Here is a 17360-nt window from a genome sequence, read left to right as displayed (position 1 = left end):
TTTACTTCTAGGCTTAATGGGAGGTTTTGTTCGATCACTATTTTTTATGTTCGATGATCGCACATTATCCCACTAAAATAGTCTGATTTTGATTGAGCATAATTTTAATGCAACTGGCTTTTAAAGAAGGATCTACGTTATGGACAATGAACAAAAAAAAACCACTAGTTTTATCCATCATACTGAAAATAAAAAAATTATTCGCCATGAAGATTTTATTGCAGGGATTGCAAAAGGTTTGGCGATTTTGGAATGTTTTGGACCTGAACGACACCGCTTTAACATCAGTACAGCAGCAGAGAAAACAGGAATGACCCGTGCCGCAGCGCGTCGCCATTTACTCACATTAGAATACTTAGGCTATTTAAACTTTGACGGACATTATTATTATTTAACCCCGAAAATTCTCAAATTCTCTGGCGCTTATTTAGATGGCTCCCCTTTACCTAAAATTTGCCAACCCTTATTAAATTTATTGACCAACCAAACCTCGCTGATTTATTCCGTGATGGTTCTCGATGGTTATGAAGCAATTACCATTGCACGTAGTGCTGCACACCAGCAAACAGACCGTGTTAATCCCTATGGCTTACATTTGGGCAATCGTCTGGCTGCACATGCGACCTCTGCGGGGAAAATTTTATTGGCGCATTTAACAATTGAAGAACAAAAACAGTGGCTGACCCAGTATCCATTAAAACGTTTCACTAAATACACTCATACAGAAAGTGCTGCCTTTATAGAATTACTGCATGAGATTAAAGAACAAGATTGGTGTTATTCCTGTGAAGAGCACGAATTGGGGGTGCATGCTGTGGCAGTTCCAATTTATGACTCAAATGCGGTTGTTGTTGCCGCACTCAATATTGTCTCCCCTACTATACGCACCACAAAAGATTATTTAATTACGCATATTTTACCGTTACTGCAAGAAACAGCGCGGGATTTACGCCAAGTGATTTAGCGTCTGTTGAGATAACAAATTTGAGGGAGTTTCAAGGATGCTTTCCTGATCTATATACATCACCTGTGTAATTGTATGGCGACCTCTTTTTCATGACAAAACCTACTTTGCGAAGAAGACACTTTGCCAAGTTTGCTAAATATGTTTTTTACATATGCCATTGATAAATTGTCTGTTCACACTGTTTGCTCAATAACACGTGCTGTTCTCGTTCATGATCCTGTTGTTGATGCTTGTGTTCTAAATGCGTGTCCCCTAAATGTCTGTGTTGGGAATGCGCTGCTAAAGAATGCTGATGTTGAGGTTGATTGTGCTGAGATGAATGGTGCTGAGAAGCCCCATGATCACGTTCACAATCATGTTGGTGAAATGACTCTGGTTGTATTGAATGATCTGGTTCCACATCATCTTTTCGAATACAACAACCCGCAACATATTGGCTAGTGCCATCCAAATAAAACTCTTCTTTCCATACTGGAACTTCATGTTTTACCCGTTCTACTGCTTCTTCACAGGCAGCAAATGCTTCACGGCGATGCGCTGCATAAGCAATCGCAATAATGGCTTTTTCACCGATGTTTAAAGCACCAATACGATGAATAACCCGTACATAAGCCACCGCAAATTTTTGTTGAATCTCTTGCTCAATTTGACGAATCATTTTTTCTGAAACAGGTGCATAGGCGGTATATTTCAGTGCTTTGACTGCTTTGCCTTCATGGTGATTACGTACTGTTCCAATAAAGATGCCAATCCCGCCGCATTCAGGAAAGTCTTGAATCGGGTCAAAACTGTCTTGGCTTAAAGGGGTATCCTGAATTCTATTGAATTGTTTAAGCGTCTGTTCAAATGTATGCATATCAACCTCCCGCAACAGGTGACAGTAAAACCACGGTGCTGTCCGATGTTAATAAGGTCTGACGTGGGATAATGTCTTCGCCTATTGCACATGCACAACGCTCAAGCATGTTTTCTGCATGTGGATAAGCGCGTACCACATACTCCAAAACATCCGAAAGCCTCATTTTAGACTCACATTGCAGGGTTAAATCATTCGGCAGTAAACGCTCAATTGCACCGAAGCATTCAATTTTTACGGTCATATGCTGCTGGATATCTTTGAATTGATTGGCGATGTTTGCCGAGTCTGGTGTATTTAAAATTTTAAATTGATCTGACATATTAACCTCCAATCATATACATACTGATTTTTCGAGATGATGAATGTTTTGATTTTGGCTGCTGATAAATCTCATCAAAGCCTTGTTTTTTCTGCCAAATATAATCAGACAAAGTATCTTGTAATTGTCTATGCTGTGGCGACTCTAATGTTATTGGCGAATATACAACTGCATTTGGTGAACTGGTTTGCGCTAATTCGAGAGGCTCTAAAATAGCTAAATCCTGATCCAATGCCTTAATTTGCGCTTTTAACTGGATACCCTTTTGCGCAAATAGACAATTATAAAAATCACCTTGTGCAGTTAGGCGTACACGGTCACATGTGCCACAAAATGAATTGGTAATGGTCGAAATGATGCCAATCGGATAACCATCAATAAAATACTGTCGTGCAGGCTCGGAAGATTGTCCTTGCTGTAAAGTGACAACAAAGTCTTGCTGTAATTGAGCTAAAATTTCTTGTTCACTGACAATATCGGCTTGCGACCAAAGACCAGCGCCATCCAAAGGCATAAACTCAATAAATCGCACAGTAAAATGGTGTTGAATTGACCAGTGTGCTAAGGGCAAAATCTGATCGTCATTGACGCCTTTGATCAATACAGCATTGATCTTAATCTTAAAGCCTGCTTGTTGTGCTGCGACAATGCCCGCTAATACGGGTTGTAATTGTTTTTGAGTCAGTGCCTTAAATTGTGCTGGATCTAGACTGTCCAGACTGATATTTAAGTCATCTAAACCCGCTTTTTTTAACTGGCTTGCGTATTGTTTAAGATAGTGTGCGTTACTGGTCATTGAGATACGTTTGAGTCCCAGTTTTCTTAATTTTTGTAGTTGCTCAATAAAGTGCACCACACCTTGACGCATTAACGGCTCACCACCTGTGATACGAATCTGTTCAATGCCATACCGCACCATAAACTCACAAAACACATAAAGTTCTTCAAAACTGAGTAAATCGTGTTTTTTCATCCATTCAGGATGTTCGGGCATACAATAGACACACTTAAAATTACAGCGATCTGTCACTGAAATTCGGAGTTTACGCTTGCTACGACCATATTGATCGACAAAAGCCGTACCCACTTCATATTGTGTCATTGCATTCATCTATACATCCCAAGCATGGTTTAAGTTCAAGAATTTTTTAACTTAAAATCTGCGCTATTTTATTGATCTTGAAATTGCAAGAAGTGTTCCAACTTTGACCATTCACCAATGCGCTTCAGCTAAAACCTGCCTGAGCTAACTCAAAATCAGAGGTTTGCAAAAATTTAGCCCAAACCAAGCCATTCAATGTAAAAACTTGAGTTGTTGATATTGCTGTAATTCGTCCAAAGAATTGATGCTGTGAAAAAATAGTGCATGATTTTCAAATAACGCTTCCTGAGCGTGCAAATCAGAAAAACATGCCTTTAAACTGCGTTGTCCTTGTTCAAGATGAGTGCAGATTTGATTTAAAGCACTGCGCTTTAACAAGCAAAATGGATATAAGGCTTTGCCATTGATATTGACATAAGCCACTTGTGCCAAAGGATGACTCGCTAAAGCCATATGTAAGCTTTCAAGAACATCAGGTGGAATAAAGGTCACATCACAGGGCACAAAAAGTACATAGTCAGATGTCACATAAGACCATGCACTTTTTATTCCCATCAACGGACCATAAAAGCCTTTTTCATCATCCTGATAGCAATACAAACTGGGAATAAGTTTTTGATAAATTGAATAATCACGGTGGCTATTGACCCAAATCTGCGCGACTCGATTTTTTAGTTGTTGGTGGATCTAAGGGGCTGTTGACAATTCGTCTATGTTTGCGACGACGTGTGTTTTTTAGGCGATACTTGGCAGGAAATACGAAATTTAGTCATTCTAAATAAGTAGTTCGTAACGACGTAGCGGCAAAAAACACGCTAGTCCCCCGCTGCGCCTTGCGCTGCAAACAAAGCAGTGCTTTGTTCTTGCTCAGGGTTGTGGCTAAAATTATCTCAGCCTTCGTTATGAAACTTGAAAATAGTCTCGCTATTCTCTTCGTTTCCTGCCTTGCCTGCTCAATTTTAGCCTACAACGCAAGCCATTTATGAAATGTCAACAGCCCCCCAATTGAATTTGATCATCAAACTTCTGTAACAGTTTATTGATTCCATTCATACGCCTTGCCTGACCACCTGCAAGAATGACAAGATCAGTCTGTGGATATTGGCTCGGTCTTCTCGATTTTATGAATCTTTTCATTGTGTAAGCTCCGCTTGACAGGCTTTAATCAATCCGCGAATTTCAGGTAAACATGAACCACAATTACCGCCTGCTTTTAAACATGCAGTCACTTGTTTTTCATGATTAATATTGTTTTCTTTAATGGTTTGAATAATTCGATTTTTGCCCACTTTAAAACAACTACACACCAACGGCCCATCACTATTGCCCATCGACATGGCTTGTCCAGCAAGTAAGGCTTTACGATGCATCGCACTTAAACGATCACGTTTAAATAAGCTGGCAACCCAATCACGATCAGGCAATAAGGCTTTGGGTGCGATATATAAACTTGCAATAAGGCGACCTTCTTTTAACACTACACTATGGCTGATATGTGCAGTTTGATCTTCCAAGTTCAGCCATTCAAAACTCTCATCTTCAAAGGGTAAGAGTTGTTTGAGATGTTGGGTGGTTTGGGTAAAACGACGACGATCCGCCAATTCATAGCGCACTGCTTTGGCGGTCTGAATTTTTGTCCACCACACCGTATTTTCGATGCTATTTTTAACAATATGCTCATAACCTTCACGAACATAAAATACCCCTTGCCATTGGGTATAAAATGGCTGAATCAGCACAGGAGTATGTTTAAATTCTGGCTCGCCTGAAATTGCATCTACCACGGGATTGACCACTTTGCCAATACGAGCATCTGAAGCAAATTGATCATTCCAATGAATCGGGGCAAAAATCTGCCCCCGACGGATATTGTCACTGAATACAGTTCGCAATACACAATTGCCCCAAGCCGATTTGATTTCGACCAACTCGCCTTCTTTCAAGCCATATTTCAATGCATCATTGGGGTGAATTTCACAAAAGGGTTCTGCTTTATGGGTGCTTAAATTGGCAGATAAACCTGTGCGGGTCATGGTATGCCACTGATCTCGAATCCGTCCTGTATTAAGGATTAAAGGATATTCAGCAGTGCTTTGATGGACTGGATCTATCGCCATTGTGGCAATAAATTTAGCTTTGCCATCTGCATGACTAAACTGCCCCTGCGAAAACAATTGTGCGTATGCATGCTCAGCCTGATTGCGCATGATCACAGGCCATTGAATGGGTGCCAATTGATCATATTCATCCAATGAAAGATCAGTTAAACCTTGTAAATTGAAGTAACGAAAGCTTTGTGCATTTGATCGCGTATTAATCTCTGCATTTTGATACGCAGATAACTGTGTATGTTCTTTAAAAATCTCGTGGCTATTTGCAAAATCAAAGCCAGTAAATCCAAGTTTTTTAGCCACTTGTGCCACAGCCCACCAATCCGCTTTGGCCTGCCCAGGCGGGTCTAAAAAAGCACGTTGTCTTGAAATACGGCGTTCTGAATTAGTGACCGTGCCATCCTTTTCGCCCCACCCCAATGCAGGTAAGAGCACATCAGCAAACTGAGTGGTGTCGGTATCTTTGCAAATATCGGATACCACAACAAACTCACAAGTGTTTAGCGCACGTTTGACCTGATCGGCATTGGGTAGGCTGACCACGGGATTGGTCGCCATAATCCAAATGGCTTTAATCTTGCCACTTTCCACTGCTTCAAAAAGATCAACGGCTTTTAATCCAACCTGTTTGGCAATGCTTGGACTGTTCCAAAAACTTTGCACAAGCTGTTGATGTTGCTGATTGTCTAAGTCCATGTGTGCTGCCAGCATATTGGCAAGCCCACCCACTTCACGCCCGCCCATGGCATTGGGTTGTCCTGTCATAGAGAACGGTGCTGCGCCCAACTTTCCAATTTTGCCCGTCAACAAATGACAATTAATGATGCTATTGGCTTTGTCCACGCCACGTGAAGACTGGTTTACACCCATTGAAAATAGGGTCATGACTTTTTCAGTTTGGGCAAACTTTTCAAAAAAGAGCTGGAGTTTTTCTAGCGAAATTCCTGTTTTCACTGCAACATCTTGGAGATCTGTTTCAGCTTGCGAACTTTTGAGTGCCGTCTCTAGCCCTTGGGTATGTGCCTCAACAAATGCGCTATCGGCATAACCCTGTTGATATAAATATTGTAATAACCCATTAAACAAGCAAACATCTTGACCAATCAAAATAGGCAAATGTAAATCAGCCGCTTCACATGTGGCGGTAAAGCGTGGATCGATCACCACCACAAATAAATCACTTTGCTTTTGTTGTCTTAATTCTTTGGCTTTCATGATGCGTTGATACATCACGGGATGACACCATGCTGTATTTGAACCGACCAAAATCACCATGTCAGTATGTTCAAAATCATCATAACTTGCAGGTACCAAATCCTCACCAAAAGCACGCTTATGTGCGGCAACCGCCGAAGACATACACAATCTTGAATTGGTATCGATATTGGCTGTACCTAAATAGCCTTTAACGAATTTATTCACCACATAATAGTCTTCCGTCAACAACTGACCAGAAACATAAAATGCGACACTGTCACGACCATATTGCTCGATATAGTGTTGGAATTTATTGGCAATTAAATCTGTTGCGCTATCCCAATCTGTGACTTGCTGATGGGAATGACGTCCAAGCATCGGATGTAAAACACGTGTGCCCAACCCCAGCGTATCGGCTAAATTACTGCCTTTAATACACAGTTTTCCGTAATTCGAGGGATGATTGACATCGCCAACCACAGACACTTTTTGTCCTAGCGTGGTGTCTTGCACTGTTGCTGTGACACCACAGCCTACACCACAGTAAGGACAAGTGGTGTGTGTGCTTGTGATCTTTTGTTCTGTGGAGCTCGGCAGTTCCACTAAAGGGATACTATTCATTGCTGCTGTGCTCCTCAATGCTATACATTCACTTAAATATGGCTTTCATTTTTAATCTCCCCCTGCTGTTAAAATGAAGAGGGTTAAGCGATATAAATCAGCCTGCTTTTTTTAATGCAAAATCCCGACCAAATAACAATTTATTGCGAATCGAAGAAATTGGGGTTTGATCAGCAATCAATTCAGCGTACCAAGTACCATCCTCTGTATCACCAAACAGTACTGCACCCACGACTTTATCTTTTTGAATAATAATGCGTTTGTAGATTTGACGTTTTTCATCATTCAGAATAATGTCTTCAAAACCTTCTAGCGGTTGACTGTTTTCTAAATCAATGCGGCCTGCTGAGAAAACATCACAACCACTAACTTTTAACTGGGTTGGAACAGTCGGTGCTTTAAAAGTTAAACTGCCGTGTTCGGCCAAATGTGATGCACAGATAAAGGCTTGACCCCATAAAGGTTCTACCAAACCAAACGTTTGGTTACGATGCTCAATACATTCACCCACTGCATAAATACTTGGATCATAAGTTTGCATGGTGTCATTGACCAACACACCGCGATTACAGCGTAAACCCGAGCTTTGTGCCAAAGCCATATTTGGGCGAATACCCACGGCAAAAACCACCAGATCTGCATCTAAAAGTGTGCCATCTTTTAACCGAACCTGGGTGACATGACCATTTTCACCGAGTAATTCTTCTGTATTGGCTTCGGTGATGATCGAAATGCCCTTTTGTTCAATTGCTGTTTTCAACATTTGACTGGCTTTGGCATCAAGTTGGCGATCCATAATGCGATCCATCAAATGCAAAACCGTCACATTCATACCACGTTGCTTTAAACCATATGCGGCTTCTAGCCCCAATAGACCACCACCAATCACCACGGCATTGTTTTTAGATTTGCAGTAGTCGAGCATATTATTGACATCATAAATATCACGAAAACTCAACACGCCATCTAAATCTGAGCCTTTGACTGGTGGAATAAATGGTTTTGAACCCGTTGCTAAAATCAAACGGTCATAGCTCACCACCACACCTTTTTCGGTATAGACCTGCTTACGTGGACGGTCAATACGTACCGCAGCATCACCCGCAATAAAGCGAATATTTTTATCGGCATACCATGAATGGGGATGTAGCATAATGTCGTCAATGGTTTTATCCCCTGATAAGACAGGCGACAGCATAATCCGGTTATAATTACCCCAAGGCTCCTCACCAATCACCGTCACCTCATAACGATCAGGTGCCATATCCAGCAAATCTTCCAAGCAACGCATTCCTGCCAATCCGTTCCCCACCAGAACTAAATTGATTTTTTCCTGAGCCATACCATTATTGGTGATATAGGTTTTTTGTGGGGTTGGACTGACCCAAACACGACCATTTTCAATTTTGCTTGGAAAAACCAATAATTTTTGATCTTTGTCTTCTAAACAACGGCCTGTTGCTAAACTAAAATGTTGCTTATAAATCGGTGATGCAACTACACGTTCACCTTGTAAATCACCAATAATTCCACGCGACATGACAAAGGCTTTACTGAATGGGTCTTGGTTGCTCAGCGCATATACACGCTTTTCACTGCCTACCCGAAAAATAGCCACTTGTTGTTGCCCGAGTAATGCGCCTACACCTGTATTGGGCGTAATGTCTTGCAATGCACAAATATCCAGCCAATCGAGTTCATTCATATCTTTTAAAATGGTCATTGTATTTATCCTTTTAACAACGTTGATCAGATCTTCCACCAGACTTGTTTTTAAGCTGTGGAATAAGGCCAATAAACCCAGTATTCATATGCTTCAACCTTATGCTTCAACTACAGGAATACGGCTCTGATCACGTTCTGATTCAGTTTTTGGGCGAATTTGCCCACGGACTTGGGCAAACTGAATATGTGGGTCTTGCTGTTGCTCAGCTTTGGCATTAATAAAGGTCACAAAACGTTTACGTACTTCAGGATCTTCCACCGCAGTGCGCCATTCATCTTGATAAGTGCCGACCACATGGCTCATTCGACGTTCAAGTTCAGCAGCAACTCCTAAGGAATCATGCACAACAACATCTTTAAGATAATCCAAACCACCTTCCATATTGTCACGCCATACTGAAGTCCGTTGTAAGCGATCCGCTGTTTGGATATAGAACATAAAAAAGCGATCGATATATTGAATTAAAGTTTGCGTATCTAGGTCAGAAGCTAAAAGTTCTGCATGGCGGGGTTTCATTCCTCCATTGCCACAAACATATAAGTTCCAGCCTTTTTCAGTGGCAATCACCCCAACATCTTTGCTTTGTGCTTCGGCACACTCACGGGTACAGCCCGAAACAGCCATTTTTAATTTATGTGGGGAACGCAAACCTTTGTAGCGATTTTCAAGGAGGATGGCTAAACCGATCGAGTCATCGACACCATAACGGCACCATGTGCTCCCAACACAGGATTTAACGGTACGTAATGACTTGCCATAGGCATGACCAGACTCAAAACCAGCATTGATCAATTTTTCCCAAATTTCAGGCAATTGATGGACTTGTGCTCCAAATAAGTCTACCCGTTGCCCACCAGTTAACTTGGTATATAAACCATATTCTTTGGCAATCTGCCCCACTGCAATCAAACCATCTGGGGTCACTTCACCGCCTGCCATACGTGGTACAACAGAATACGAACCATCTTTTTGAATATTGCCTAGATAGTAGTCATTACTGTCTTGCAGCCCAGCATGATTTGCGGTGAGAACAAAGTCATTCCAGCAAGATGCCAAGATATTGGCCGCAGTCGGTTTACAAATATCACAACCTAAACCATGCCCATGTTGTTGAATCAAATCATCAAAGCTTTTAATTTCATTGACCCGTACCAAGTGATACAACTCTTGGCGTGAGTAAGCAAAATGTTCACAAAGATGATTATTGACGGTTACCCCTTGGCGTTGTAATTCAGATTTTAAAACTTGGGTCACTAAGGGTGCACATCCACCACATGCGGTTGCGGCTTTGGTACATTTTTTTAACGCACCTAATGAGGTCGAACCCTCTGCAATAGCACTACAAATATCTGCTTTAGACACGTTATTACATGAACAAATCGTGGCACTGTCTGGCAATAAATCAACACCACTGCCTCCCGCTTTTGCTGAAGATTGTGCATAGCCCGGCATGATTAAACTTTCTGGATTTTCAGGTATAGCCAATCCATTGAGCATCATTTGCAATAAGTCGTTATATTCTTTGGCGCAACCGACCAGTACCGCGCCTAATAATTGGGTTTTCTCTGCATTGACCACGATCTTTTTATAGACCATTGCATCTTCATCAGCATAGAAATAGCTCAATGCATTTGCGGTCATGGCATGCGCATCGCCTACCGATGCCACATCGACACCCATCAGTTTTAACTTGGTGCTCATGTCTGCGCCAGCAAATGTACTACAACTTTGTTGCATCACATGTTTTGCTGCAATCCGTGCCATGTCATAGCCGGGCGCGACTAAACCATAAATTTTATTGTTCCATAAGGCACATTCACCAATTGCATAAATGTCTGCATCTGAGGTTTGGCAGTAATCGTTGATTACGATACCGCCACGTTCACCCAAAGCTAAACCACTTTGACGCGCCAATTCATCACGTGGGCGAATCCCCGCTGAAAATAGAATAATATCTGTTTCAAGTTCTGAACCATCTGCAAACTTCATCACATGGGTGCTGTTCACGCCGTCTTCTATAGACGAAGTGGCCTTTTGGGTATGGACTTTCACGCCTAAATTTTCAATCTTGGCACGTAAAACTTTTCCGCCCAAATCGTCAATTTGTACTGCCATTAAACGAGGTGCAAATTCAACAACATGAGTTTCTAGGTCTAAATCTCGAAGGGCTTTGGCCGCTTCCAAACCGAGTAAACCACCACCAATCACCACACCCGATTTTGCCGATAAACTCGCTGCCCGAATCGCATCCAAGTCATCAATGGTGCGGTAAACAAAACAGTTGTTACGGTCGTGACCTGAAATTGGTGGAACAAAAGCATAGGAACCCGTCGCAAGCACCAATTTGTCATAGCTAATCACATCGCCATGATTGGTGGTGATGGATTTATTGCAGGTATCTATATCAGTAGCTTTGGTGTTTAAGCGCAGGTCGATACCATAAGCATCGGCAAAGTCAGCACGACAGAGGGTTAAATCTTTTGCAGACTTCCCTGTAAAATATTCAGTCAAATGTACACGGTCATAAGCTAAACGGGGTTCTTCTGCCAAAATCGTGATTTCAACTTCATCACCTGCATGTTCCAGCACAGATTCAATAAATTTGTGCCCAACCATTCCATGACCAATCATCACTAATTTCATATCGATTCTCCTTGATTCTTGCTGTTGTTATTCACTTAAGTCGCACTGTTTTGTTTAAGACTTACAGCATTTTGTTCCATGCTATTTCGCTCAAGCACCGCAGCTTCAAATAACTTTTGCTCTTTCTCTTTATGTTCAACCGAGAAACGGATCATCAATACACAACTTGCAGCAATCACCACCAAACCACCTAAAACCATCAGTGTTGTTTGAATATCCAGCATGCCTTTTAATAAGAAACCTGCAGCAACAGCACCGACGTTACCGCCTGCACCGATAATGCCAGCCACACCACCCAAAGCATCACGGTCAATAAATGGAACCAGTGCATAAGTCGCACCGCAAGCCATATGGGTAAATAAAGCAAATACGGTCATGACCAGAATCGCCAGAATTGCGGTATTCATTTGAGAAAAGACAATCAGAAATACGCCTTCTAACAGGATCATGGCAAACAATACTTTAGTACGACCATCGAGACCTTTTTTAGTCGCCACCTTGTCTGAAACAATACCGCCAAGTGCACGGGCAAACAGTGCCAGTAAACCAAAAATCCCCGCGGCCATACCTGCTTCTTTTAAACCAAATTTGAAATGATCCACGTAGTACATTGCGACAATGTTGTGAATAAAAATTTCGATACCAAAACAAGCTGCATAAGCACCAAACAGAATCCAAACACGATAGTTTTTTGCAGCATGCAGCAAAATCGCCATACCCCCTTTTTTATCGCTGCCCACATGCAGACCTTGTGCACGAAGTTCTTTAAAATCACCTTGTGGGCAATCTTGAGTAAACTTCCAATACATTGCACCGACGATTAACATCATCACACCAGGTACAATCAGCGCAATTCTCCACCCCATGGCTTGTTCAACACCAAACATCACCAGTGCAGCAAGCATCAATGGCATCAAGGCTTGAGTTGCTCCACCACCTGCATTACCCCAACCTGCGGTGGTTGCATTTGCAGTTCCCACCACATTTGGCGCAAACATAATACTGGTGTGATATTGCGTGATGACAAAGCTGGCACCAATAGCACCTATCAATAGACGGAAAAATAGAAAGGATTCATAACTATTGGCAGATGCCACACCAAATACAGGAATACTGCCGATAATCAGTAATGCAGTATAGGTTTTACGAGGACCGTATTTATCGCATAAAGGTCCGACGATCAGACGTACTAAAATCGTGATGGCCACCGCGGCAATATTGATATTGGCAATTTGATCTTTCGTCAGATGAAATTCACCTGCAATCACTGGCATTAACGGCGCACAGGCAAACCATGCAAAAAAACAGACAAAAAAGGCGAGCCAACTCATATGGAAGGCCCGCATTGCTGCGCTGCTAAAATTGAAAAGATGAATTTTTGTTGCTTTTTTCGCATCTAAATTTGAAGACATAGCTTCGATCTCCTGAACTGAACGCATATAAGTTGCTGTTATGCACGAGGCATATCAGTAACGATCAGAACGGACGTCGTTGGCCGTCTTACAAATTTTGAAAGTCTTCTTTGACTTGTTTTAATCTATGCATGCTTCATGCCAATTTTATATTTTTGGTTGTTTATGGTTTTATTTTGCTTAAATACTCAACACTTATGATTGAATGGTTGTCGCTGAATTGCACGATCAAAGGTCATGCTATTTATCTGTGCGGATAAAATCTAAAGCATAGAACTGCATGTTTAGGAGGCAAATTGCGTCAATAAAGTGCATCATTTTTCTTTAACATTCCATGACTATGATTTTAAACAGCAATTTCAAGCTGAGATATTGGCATCTAAATTGCTTATATGCTGAAAGTTCATGTCAGGACATACTTGAGTAGCGACATGCCAAAATTAAGAATTGCCCTGATCGATGATGATATAGAACGGGCGTCTTTTATCAAATCGTCTTTGATCGAACATGGTTTCGAGGTGGTCGCATGTCTGATGATTGACCATTTAAACAGTACCGATCTTCAACACTTACATGCCGATGTGATTTTGCTGGATATGGATCATCCACACCGAGATATTATTGAAAGCTGTGTAAGTCAGTTTGATTTGCCCACAGTACTTTTCACTAAAAACTCGCAAAAAGACACCATTAAAAGTGCCATTGAAGCGGGTGTAACCGCCTATATTGTCGATGGGATTGATCCTGAAAAACTGGAAAGTATTTTAGAAATTTCGATTGAGCAATTTAAAAAACATAAAAAACTGTTAAAAGATCTCAATGAAACCAAATGCAAACTAGCAGACCGTAAAGATATTGAAAAAGCCAAAGTGATGCTGATGCAGATGCATCAAATTGAAGAAGAACAAGCCTTCAGTTTGTTACGAAAAAATGCCATGAGTCACCGTATCACCATGGGGGAAATGGCAAGAAAGTTAATCGATGCTCAAGCCTTGCTCCAAGCTAATTTCAAGGAATAAACAATGCATACACTTGAAACCACGGACATTCAATTAGGTTATATTCCTTTATTGGATTGCACTGCAATACTTTGGGCGCAGCATCAAGGCTATTTCACTGAGCAAGGACTCAATGTTAGGTTGGTGAAAGAGCCATCTTGGGCCAGTCTACGTGACCGTTTAGCTTTTGGTATTTTAGATGCCGCACATTGTCTTTCTGCCATGCTTCCCGCTGCTGCGACAGGCAATGATCAACTGGGTATTCCCTTACAAACCTCATTGGTGTTGAGTACCAATCGTGCATTTATCAGCTTGAGCCAAAAATTGTGTTATGAATTAAAAATTCACACGCATGATAGTGCGCAAGCGTCAGCAGCTAAAGTGGTTCAAGCCTTAAAACAAGGCGATAAAATACAACTGGCCCATGTGTTTAAACAGTCCATCCATCATTATTGTTTAAGAGAATGGTTGGCTTTGGCAGACCCAGATTTGGCAAAAAAATATCAACCCTCCACACTGCCCCCGTCCTATATGGTGGATGCGATTTCATCACAACTCATTGATGGATTCTGTGTCGGTGAACCTTGGAATATCCAAGCGCAGATTGAAGGTTATAGTTATGTGATTGCCGAGAGTAAACAGATTATTCCTGAAGTGGCGGATAAAGTTTTGGCGACCACCCATGAATGGGCGAACAAGCATCCGAATACCTTAAATGCATTGCAGACCGCGATTCAGCAAGCACAGCATGATTTAAGCACCTTGCAATCACTACAACCCATATGGCACATGTTAGAAGACAGCGACATTATCCGCTTCAACTGTTCACATTTGGTGCATACCTATGCGTTTCATAAAATACAAAATATTATTCGCTCTTTTGGGACACAGGACTCACCTAAACCAGATGATTTTGAATGGATTATTCAACAAATGTGTAAATGGGATAACTTAGAACTCGATACAGCACAAATCAAAAATATTTCGATACAGTGCACGGGGCGTTTAATTGAATAGGTTGCTGATTGAAATGCTCATAAGCCATACAACATATTTTATTTACAAGGATGCAGGAAACAAGATTCAAATTGTGCGACCAATTTGCAGTGTCGAGCTAACTGCACCATTATTCAGCATTCACTTATTTATTAATTGCTGTACTTCATAATCAGCCAAACATACATCGAACAAATCAGCCTGCTGCACTTTCCGCAACCCATTGTGAAAATTTACTTGGAACACCTTTGGTATTTTCATCAAAGCCAAAGAACTTAACACCATCTTCAGTATCTGAATAAGCTGCCATGACTTTACCTGTTTTGGTATTGATCGCAATGACAGCCTTACTTGCACCCGCCCCACGTGGATCATAACCACTGCCTACCAGCCAATCACCTTGACGCTGCATTGCACTGGATACCACTAAAGCTGAAGTGATATTTGCATATGATTTACCAACTAATTGCTGAAAACGAGCTTTCCAAGGTGCTGCCTGTATAACGTCATGCGGGTGTTTACCATCTGGTTTCGCCATACCCGTTGTTGAAACAGGACGTGTACCGCACTTGCTTTTGATTTCTGACTCATAGCCGATATTACCAACTTCTTGTACATCGATAGTACGCCCAACCTTATCGGCACAGTCAGCCCATTGTTGTGGTGTTTTTGCCTGTGCAACAATTGGCGTAATCAGCATGCCCGCCAGTAAAAAACTAACAATTTTCATGATTTATTTCCTTTAAACTTTAAATATGTATTTAATTTAACATCGCGATAACAATGCGCTTTAATAACCTGAGCTTTTAACCAGTTTAGGGGTATCGGCTTTTTGAACTGATACCAATTTTGCCAGATCAGTACCATCACTTTCGCCCTTATAAACCGCATATTCTCCAACCGTTACAGTTGCATGTCCTGTATAGCCAATATAGCCTTCCTTAGGTCTTTTGTTGAGTTTCAATGCCTGAGCTGCCTGTTGAGTGTCACTGAAACAAAACCAGCGTGAACGGCGATCATCCGGCTTACGCGGTATCAACTGATCTGAAGGTGCACTCGGATGAAAACAGATAACATCACCTGCCACTTCATCATCAAAATAATATGAATATTCTCCATTTACTGTAATTTGACCACGATATTGATCAAATTCCTGTGTGCTTTTTTGCAGTTTCAAGGCATCTGCATGTGCAAACAAGGGCAAAGCTAAAATACTGCCCAGTAAAAAATTAACCGCTTTCATCATTTTTATCCTTTAAAAAGATCCGATCTTTTATTTAAATATATTTTACTTCAAATACTTATCTCGGGTTTATCACAATAGGCTATGTTACTTAAAGCAGAACCGCTATGTATTACCACCAATAAAATATACTGGCGCCCGGCTCGTAATAAGTACTACATGCTGAGTAAACCACTTTACACTCTTGCTTGTTTTTACTTTGACATTCATAAGCAGCTAATGCTTTGGCGCCTGCGGGCGTACGATCAATTCTAATCACAGACTCTTGACCACCTTGAGTCGGATCAGCCAAGGCAACACATTTATTGTTATAGGTAAAGATGACTTCACAATTTTTACCTCCCTTTTTTTGGCAATTTTCCAAGGCTACTTTTTTTGCCCCACGTTCGGTTCGTGTCGCTTGGGCATAACCTGTAGGTCGAGAAGGTGCTGCCTTATCTTCAGCAATCGCGCCCCAACGTTTTTCCCAAAGTGAGGGTTCCCATTTATATGTGCCACCACCGCCACCGCCATTACTTCCGCCACTTGGAATCGGTGCACACCCTTGCAGGCCTTGCCCACCAATTGGATAATAACCAGGAGGACAATTGCCCTCTGCAGCCACATGGCCTGACCACATCAAAACAACAAACGCCAACACAAGCGTGTTTGCAATCCCCATGAATTGTTTAAAATAGTGTTGCTCTGCGATCGTGAATGTTTTAAACATAATAAAAGCCCTCATGGCCAATAACCATCAATAAATTGAATGATTTTTACCTAAAAAAATAAACAATATATGATCAATTTTCTATCATCATTCTGATTGATGAAATGTTAAAATTTTATCTAACGTTCAAACTTAGATTAAAACTTCTACAACTTTTTTCTGCAAGCCCTTTTTTATTCATCAAATTTTTTCTAAGCATTACGAACAAGATTAAAAGTGAATTTATCCAGCATAAATATTTAAATCATGTGAAAAATCAATACAAAAACATATTTTTAAAACAACAAAAATACAGATAAACTTAAATACGCAATCCTTTATTAAATCGCCAGTAAACATGCAACACATATAATGACCAGCCTGAATTGTGAAAAATAGTGCAATTTGATCACTCATCGGATTGTCTAAAAGCAGACTGACCGATTTGAATAAAGCGATAAAACAAAAATCGTCATGT

General features: G+C 41.2%; 14 protein-coding genes and 1 pseudogene. 3 read left to right on the top strand and 12 right to left on the bottom strand.

Annotation, left to right across the window (positions count from 1 at the left end; translation table 11 throughout):
- Nucleotides 1-139: 139 nt before the first annotated feature.
- Complete coding sequence (pcaU, locus tag AS4_RS05975; protein ID WP_096733530.1) at nt 140-964, top strand: IclR family transcriptional regulator PcaU; 825 nt, start codon at nt 140-142, stop codon at nt 962-964.
- Between the two features lie 148 nt (nt 965-1112).
- Here pcaU and AS4_RS22190 read toward each other — a convergent pair whose 3' ends face one another.
- The 9 genes and pseudogenes from AS4_RS22190 to AS4_RS05930 all read right to left on the bottom strand — a co-directional run bounded on the left by AS4_RS22190 (nt 1113) and on the right by AS4_RS05930 (nt 12957).
- A complete protein-coding gene (locus AS4_RS22190) occupies nt 1113-1823 on the bottom strand; it encodes a molybdenum cofactor biosynthesis protein MoaE (RefSeq protein ID WP_096733529.1) in 711 nt (236 codons plus the stop codon).
- 1 nt (nt 1824) lies between these two features.
- Complete coding sequence (locus tag AS4_RS05965) at nt 1825-2067, bottom strand: MoaD/ThiS family protein (RefSeq protein WP_167468973.1); 243 nt, start codon at nt 2065-2067, stop codon at nt 1825-1827.
- 79 nt (nt 2068-2146) lie between these two features.
- Nucleotides 2147-3256: a GTP 3',8-cyclase MoaA gene (gene moaA, locus AS4_RS05960; protein ID WP_096733527.1), complete on the bottom strand. Its 1110-nt coding sequence runs from the start codon at nt 3254-3256 to the stop codon at nt 2147-2149.
- A 183-nt stretch (nt 3257-3439) separates the two neighbouring features.
- Nucleotides 3440-3934, bottom strand: a pseudogene (gene mobA, locus AS4_RS05955) (molybdenum cofactor guanylyltransferase); the annotation flags it as partial.
- Nucleotides 3935-4237: 303 nt separating this feature from the next.
- Complete coding sequence (locus tag AS4_RS05950; protein ID WP_406565192.1) at nt 4238-4384, bottom strand: hypothetical protein; 147 nt, start codon at nt 4382-4384, stop codon at nt 4238-4240.
- A complete protein-coding gene (locus AS4_RS05945) occupies nt 4381-7176 on the bottom strand; it encodes a nitrate reductase (RefSeq protein ID WP_096733526.1) in 2796 nt (931 codons plus the stop codon). Before AS4_RS05945 ends, AS4_RS05950 begins: the two co-directional genes overlap by 4 nt.
- 97 nt (nt 7177-7273) lie before the next feature.
- Nucleotides 7274-8899 (bottom strand): nitrite reductase small subunit NirD, encoded by a 1626-nt coding sequence (nirD, locus tag AS4_RS05940; protein ID WP_096733525.1) that lies wholly within the window; start codon nt 8897-8899, stop codon nt 7274-7276.
- A 99-nt stretch (nt 8900-8998) separates the two neighbouring features.
- Nucleotides 8999-11545 (bottom strand): nitrite reductase large subunit NirB, encoded by a 2547-nt coding sequence (nirB, locus tag AS4_RS05935; protein WP_096733524.1) that lies wholly within the window; start codon nt 11543-11545, stop codon nt 8999-9001.
- Between the two features lie 35 nt (nt 11546-11580).
- The gene (locus tag AS4_RS05930; protein ID WP_096733523.1) at nt 11581-12957 is read right to left on the bottom strand and encodes an MFS transporter; all 1377 of its coding nucleotides are present in this window, start codon (nt 12955-12957) and stop codon (nt 11581-11583) included.
- Nucleotides 12958-13388: 431 nt separating this feature from the next.
- On the opposite strand from AS4_RS05930, the gene AS4_RS05925 reads away from it, so the two are divergent.
- Complete coding sequence (locus tag AS4_RS05925; RefSeq protein WP_004722169.1) at nt 13389-13976, top strand: ANTAR domain-containing response regulator; 588 nt, start codon at nt 13389-13391, stop codon at nt 13974-13976.
- 3 nt (nt 13977-13979) lie between these two features.
- Nucleotides 13980-14972, top strand: coding sequence for an ABC transporter substrate-binding protein (locus AS4_RS05920; protein ID WP_096733522.1), 993 nt, complete (start codon nt 13980-13982; stop codon nt 14970-14972).
- 175 nt (nt 14973-15147) lie between these two features.
- Here AS4_RS05920 and AS4_RS05915 read toward each other — a convergent pair whose 3' ends face one another.
- The 3 genes from AS4_RS05915 to AS4_RS05905 all read right to left on the bottom strand — a co-directional run bounded on the left by AS4_RS05915 (nt 15148) and on the right by AS4_RS05905 (nt 16903).
- The gene (locus tag AS4_RS05915) at nt 15148-15681 is read right to left on the bottom strand and encodes a hypothetical protein (protein ID WP_096733521.1); all 534 of its coding nucleotides are present in this window, start codon (nt 15679-15681) and stop codon (nt 15148-15150) included.
- Between the two features lie 60 nt (nt 15682-15741).
- Nucleotides 15742-16194 (bottom strand): hypothetical protein, encoded by a 453-nt coding sequence (locus tag AS4_RS05910; RefSeq protein ID WP_227548134.1) that lies wholly within the window; start codon nt 16192-16194, stop codon nt 15742-15744.
- A 112-nt stretch (nt 16195-16306) separates the two neighbouring features.
- Nucleotides 16307-16903 carry a DUF4189 domain-containing protein gene (locus tag AS4_RS05905; protein WP_096733519.1) on the bottom strand — a complete coding sequence of 199 codons (597 nt, stop codon included), beginning with the start codon at nt 16901-16903 and terminating at the stop codon, nt 16307-16309.
- Nucleotides 16904-17360 lie beyond the last annotated feature (457 nt).

Source organism: Acinetobacter guillouiae (genome assembly GCF_002370525.2).
Classification (GTDB): Bacteria; Pseudomonadota; Gammaproteobacteria; order Pseudomonadales; family Moraxellaceae; genus Acinetobacter; species Acinetobacter guillouiae.
This window is presented reverse-complemented; position numbering and strand designations above follow the sequence as displayed.